The organism is Synechocystis sp. LEGE 06083, assembly GCF_015207725.1.
Lineage (GTDB): Bacteria > Cyanobacteriota > Cyanobacteriia > Cyanobacteriales > Microcystaceae > Synechocystis > Synechocystis salina.
Window position 1 is genome coordinate 1 of the sequence record NZ_JADEWJ010000264.1, and the last position, 5466, is coordinate 5466.

At 49.1% G+C, this 5466-nt stretch carries 4 protein-coding genes and 1 pseudogene; 2 read left to right on the forward strand and 3 right to left on the reverse strand.

The genetic code is table 11. The features are described from left to right. Positions 1-247: pseudogene (locus IQ219_RS16320) on the forward strand (AIR synthase-related protein); the annotation flags it as partial. A gap of 142 nt (positions 248-389) precedes the next feature. Here IQ219_RS16320 and IQ219_RS16325 read toward each other — a convergent pair. Next, the gene (locus tag IQ219_RS16325; protein ID WP_194073303.1) at positions 390-1016 is read right to left on the reverse strand and encodes a class I SAM-dependent methyltransferase; all 627 of its coding nucleotides are present in this window, start codon (positions 1014-1016) and stop codon (positions 390-392) included. Positions 1017-1127: 111 nt separating this feature from the next. Between IQ219_RS16325 and hemH the strand changes: the two genes are divergently transcribed. After that, entirely contained in the window at positions 1128-2291 is a 1164-nt protein-coding gene (gene hemH / locus IQ219_RS16330) for a ferrochelatase (RefSeq protein ID WP_194073304.1), read from the forward strand. Between the two features lie 71 nt (positions 2292-2362). Here hemH and IQ219_RS16335 read toward each other — a convergent pair whose 3' ends face one another. Continuing rightward, a complete protein-coding gene (locus IQ219_RS16335; RefSeq protein ID WP_228017234.1) occupies positions 2363-3769 on the reverse strand; it encodes an amidase in 1407 nt (468 codons plus the stop codon). Between the two features lie 108 nt (positions 3770-3877). Then, a complete protein-coding gene (locus IQ219_RS16340; RefSeq protein ID WP_194019816.1) occupies positions 3878-5368 on the reverse strand; it encodes a hypothetical protein in 1491 nt (496 codons plus the stop codon). Positions 5369-5466 lie beyond the last annotated feature (98 nt).

Consider the following 5466-nt stretch of genomic DNA (forward strand, 5'->3'; position numbering starts at 1 on the left):
GGGACAATCAATTCAAGTCAAAGCTGGACGTTGGCAACTCTTACCCGTATTTAACTGGTTAGCGGACAAAGGCAAGGTCAACTGAACCGCAATGTTGGAATCCTTTAATTTTGGGGTGGGTTTTGTGGTGCTGGTATCTCCAGAGCAGGGCCAGGCGACCCTAGACTTTTTCTCGGGGCAAGGTCTGGTGGCCAATCAAATTGGGCAGGTGATAGAAGGAAATGGTTCCTTCGTCTGGCTAGATTAAATCTGGGCTAGAAAAGCTTCTCAAAAGAGTATCTCTAGGCAAACATCTTTTTCAATGTTCATCAAGTAAAGAGACCATAGTCAAGACTCTTTTCCCATTGAAGGAGGGACCGATCGCCATTGGCAGATTTTTCTAACCTTCCCTAATTGGCCCTGGCTTGGATGACCTGTAAACTACCCCCGGCATAAAGACGCTGATCGATAACGGAGAAACCAGCTTGGTCCAGTAACGCCCCTAAATCGGTGTTAATTAACTGCCAGGCGGTTTCCGTTTCAAATAGGCCCATAAAAATTGCCAAGGGCGGCCAGAAAAGCCAATTACTGGGACGGTGTAAATCCACCAAGGTAAAAATTCCCCCTGGTTTAAGCACACGATGTACACCGCTGATAATGCTTTGCAGTTGTGTTGGAGTCATTTCGTGCAGGGCGACGCTGGTGTGGACTAGGTCGAATTCCCTATCTCCGAAGGGTAAATCTTCGGCTAAACCCTGGACGTAGGTCGCTTGGGGCACGTTAATTTTTGCCCTGGCTAGGGCCTTGGGGGAAGCATCCAGCCCCACCACTGTGGCTCCGGTTTGGGCTAAATAAGTAGTAGCCTGGCCACCCCCACAACATAAATCCAACACCTTCTGTCCCGGGGAGATGGCTAAATTTTCCAACGGCAATTGGTGAAAGCGCCCTTCCCCCCCTACATTCAAGGTCGCCAGACGGGAAACCAGGGCGTAAACCCAGGGATATTGATAACTCCAAGTGCGGAAAATAGTTGCCATGACCTAGAAAGAAATTCGAACGACGTTTGTAGGGTGGGATTCTTTCCTTTTCGCCATCTATTGTTACACTTGGTAAAGAAACTGAAAATTATTCTACTAAGCTTAACAATTATGGGTCGTGTTGGGGTCTTACTGCTAAATCTTGGCGGACCGGAGAAGTTAGAGGATGTACGCCCCTTCCTTTTTAACCTGTTTGCGGATCCGGAAATCATTCGTCTGCCTTTTCCTTGGTTGCAAAAACCCCTGGCATGGCTGATTTCCACCCTACGGGCGAAAAAGTCCCAGGCTAATTACGCTGAAATAGGTGGCGGTTCCCCCCTCTTGCAGATTACCGAAGCCCAAGCTGCCGCCCTCACGACCCGTCTCGGACGCCTTGGTCAAGATGCAAAGGTGTACATTGGCATGCGCTACTGGCACCCCTTCACGGAAGAGGCCGTGGAAAAAATTAAAGGCGATCGCCTGCAACGGTTGGTAATTTTGCCCCTGTATCCCCACTTTTCCATTAGCACCAGCGGTTCCAGTTTCCGGGTGTTGGAGGAAATGTGGCGCAATGATCCTAGTTTGCGGCAGTTGGACTATAGCTTGATTCCCTCTTGGTACGACCATCCAGGCTATCTCCAGGCCATGGCGGATTTGATTGCGGAAGAGTTAAAGAAATTTCCCAATCCAGACCAAGCCCATATTTTCTTCAGTGCCCATGGTGTCCCCCAAAGCTATGTGGATGAAGCGGGAGACCCCTACCAGGCCGAAATTGAAGCCTGTACCCGTTTGATTATGCGGACCCTTGATCGCCCGAATCAATACACGTTGGCCTACCAAAGTCGGGTGGGACCGGTGGAATGGCTCAAGCCCTACACAGAAGAAGCATTGCAAGCACTAGGGGCGGAGGGCATTGATGACCTCTTGGTGGTGCCCATTAGCTTTGTGTCAGAACACATTGAAACCCTGCAAGAAATTGACATCGAGTATCGAGAAATCGCCGAAGAAGCAGGCATTGATAATTTTCAACGGGTGCCCGCCCTCAATACCCATCCACTTTTCATCGATGCCCTGGCCGAGATGGTGATGGATTCCCTCAACGATCCTCCCTGTACCTTTGAAACGGTGCCCCATCCCAAAAAGAACATGAAAATGTATCCCCAGGAAAGATGGGAATGGGGGTTGACGACGGCGGCGGAGGTGTGGAATGGTCGCCTAGCCATGTTGGGGTTCATTGCCCTGTTGGTGGAGTTGATCAGTGGTCAGGGCCCCTTACATTTTGTGGGACTGCTTTAGAAAACTTTTGCAAGCCTCCCAACCCCCAATTCTGGGGGAATTAAATTATCGACACTAGTCTTCAGACTGCTTTATGCAGGGAACTGGGGCGGTAGTTGCCTAGTTCCATTGAACTGTAATTGTTGCTCCAATTGATAAGCCAACGCTAGGACTAGGGCATCAGCAGCGGGCCTACCAATAATTTGCACACTCAGCGGTAAACCCTGGTCGTCAAATCCCACCGGAATGGCGATCGCCGGTAGGCCGGCCGCATTGGCGGGGGGGCAGGGGGCAATCCATTCAATAATTTTTTGCACCACGTCTGGGGGCGACAAATGGGCCCATTCCCCTACTTTGGGAGGCTGGTGGTTAAAAACAGGCAAAATCAGAGCGTCATACTTTTCCATAAAGCCGACAATGTGACGGGAAATCACCTGCATATCCCTTACTCCCCGCAGATAGTCCCCCGCTGTGCCGCTGGTTTCCCCTAACCATTGATTGACTGTCTCCAATAGGGGCAAAGGAATGCCAGAGGCCCCCACCCCAGCTTTCCAAATTTGAGCGAACGGTTCAATTAATCTGGTGACGTCAAAACAGGTTTCCTCCAATTGGTGTCCCAAGTCCCCAGCGGCGCCGATCGCCTTGGCCACGGCCCCTTGAATGGCGGCAGTACTAGTAAAAGGAGGTAGGGAAAGGGCATAGGCTATGCGCAACTTACCGGGGGCTTCCCCAGTGGTCTCCCCAAAAGGGCGATCAGGGGAGGGTAACCAGTAGGGATCTCCAGTGATGTAACCTTCCATTACATCCAACAGGGCCGCCGCCTCCAACACTGTGCGACTGAGGGGACCATGGCAGGCAATGCCACTCTGGTAATCCCCCACCGGAGCCTGGGATACCCTGCCACGACTGGGTTTAAAGCCCACTAAGCCGCAACAGGCCGCTGGAGTTCTGACGGAGCCGCCCCCATCAGAGCCCTGGGCAATGGGCACTAATCCCGCCGCCACCGCTGCCGCACTACCGCCACTGGAGCCCCCGGCGTTGTGGTCCAAATGCCACGGATTGCGCGCCGGCAAAAACCCTGGGGGTTCGGTGTAGGGAAATGATCCCAGTTGGGAAGTGACGGTTTTACCCACAATGGTGAATCCCGCCGCCTTCATTTTTGCTACCACACCATCATCATAGGTGGCTAAATTTTCCTTCAGGGCCGCCACCCCGTAGCTCACCGGCATACCAGCAACGCAGTTTAAATCCTTAACTGCAATGGGGACACCAAAAAATGGTGGCAAGGGCTCAGAATTAGCTATGCCCCCTAAATATTCGGTCTTTTGCTTAGCATCGGCGATCGCCAACCCGTGGGCCACGTGGGCAAAACTACCCACTGTCTGATCATATTTCCCCAGGCGATCGAGATAATACTGGGTGATTTCTAAAGGAGAAACCTGGCGAGTACGGACTAGTTGGGCTAGGTCCAAGGCGGTGAGCAAGGAGAAATTGGTCATATTCAGAGGGGCAAATAATTGGTGGTTAAAAAAACAAACCGGCAAGGGCCGTAAGACCTTAACGTAATTTGACAGAGTTAGCTCCTTCCCTAGTCTGCACCCAGACAGTTAAATAGCTGTATTACCCAAAATTCGTTCAATGTCCGCTTCGGAAAGTTTTTGTAGATAATTAATTTTAAATTCTTCCAGGAAATCAATTAATAACTCTTCAATATCTTCTAGATGATGTTGTTGATTAAGCTCCAAATTAAGTTCCGTGGTCAGCTTAGTGAGTAAATTTTCCAGCAGTCGCTCAAATTCCTTATCCTGTTCCAAAAAGCTTTGGAGAATGGTCAGTATACGTTGGTAAAATATTGCGATCATATTGGCCATCATTTCCCGTTGCATATTTTTTACCCCAGGCAAACTTTGTAACTGGGTATAACCCTGGATCTGTCCTAAGGAAGATTGCATATTGTATAGCATAAAATCCTGCACTTCCGGTTCAACTTCTGGCAATACTTTTTGCAATAAAACCTGGGAAACAATCCTAATAATTTCCACCAATTCATTGCGGTTATTAAGATCGATATATTGGGTGGTTTTCGCCCGGTCTAAAATTTTTCGCAGCGCTCCTTCCCGCACCAATTGCTGCATTTGTTCCACTAGTCGCACCACAATTACCTCTGTCATATCTTCGGCAATGATGGCAACGAAACCCTGGGTAGCTTGCCCCTTGACCTTATTCAAATCCATCAATTTGGCCTTATCGAGCCTGACGGTGAGGGGGATAATTCGCAACCAACGGAAGAATGGCAAAAACAAGAAGAGGTCATACCAACGCCACAGCATGGCATCAACCCAACTGATTCCCCGGTAACGCAGGCTGATTAAACGGGTGCGCCCTAGGAAATCCACTAGGAAAATCAGGAAAAAGGGAAAATCAATTAAGCCAAAATTGTCCACTGGCTGGCCATTTTCGCCAATTTCACGGAAATAGTTGGTGGCGATCAGGGGTCTAATTTCCCGATCAAAAAAGAGTAACTGGCTGGTTAGTCCATTTTTTAACAGATATTCCTTAGACCAAAAAGTTTCAAAGGATTCGGTGGCGGAGGCATCGGTGGAACCAAAAACATGGAGCCGCATACGATTTTTAATCCGCTCAAAGGTGCCAGTTTTATTGGCAATTTGGAAGGGATTTTCTATAATCATCTGGGCGCTGTCTTGACGTAATTCGGCCAGGATATTATCAATTTCTTGCGCCTGTTGGACGTTGCCAGCTCCATCCAAAGCCTGTTCATCTAATTTGCTATTTAACTCATCTACTAGTTCTAAATAGGCGGTGGTGGAACGGTAAGGTTCAATGCCTTTTACCCAATCGTAATAGGGGGTGATATTGAAGGGAAAAATTCGCACGGGCTGTTTGGGAAATACCCGATGGAAAGGACCGACTTTAACTGAAAGCTGTACTGTCCCCTGTAACCAAAAATCCCGCAACGGAATATAGGTCAAATCAAACAGAACTAAACCGTAATTAGCCAATAAAATTAGAGCTAGTGTGCGCTCATACCAAAGGGGTACTGCTAGACGTTTTTTGGATCGGTCGAAGGGACGGGGCATAGTTAGAAATGACGAAATGCTTGGATGATGGCCGATCGCCAGACTTTAAGATTAGGCACGGAAAGCCTCCCTGGCCAAAGTTGTGGCGAGATTAACTC

Coding starts and splice junctions, on each gene's coding strand:
- IQ219_RS16340 (WP_194019816.1), bottom strand. CDS start 5,368: ATGCCCCGTCCCTTCGACCGATCCAAAAAACGTCTAGCAGTACCCCTT.
- hemH (WP_194073304.1), top strand. CDS start 1,128: ATGGGTCGTGTTGGGGTCTTACTGCTAAATCTTGGCGGACCGGAGAAG.
- IQ219_RS16335 (WP_228017234.1), bottom strand. CDS start 3,769: ATGACCAATTTCTCCTTGCTCACCGCCTTGGACCTAGCCCAACTAGTC.
- IQ219_RS16325 (WP_194073303.1), bottom strand. CDS start 1,016: ATGGCAACTATTTTCCGCACTTGGAGTTATCAATATCCCTGGGTTTAC.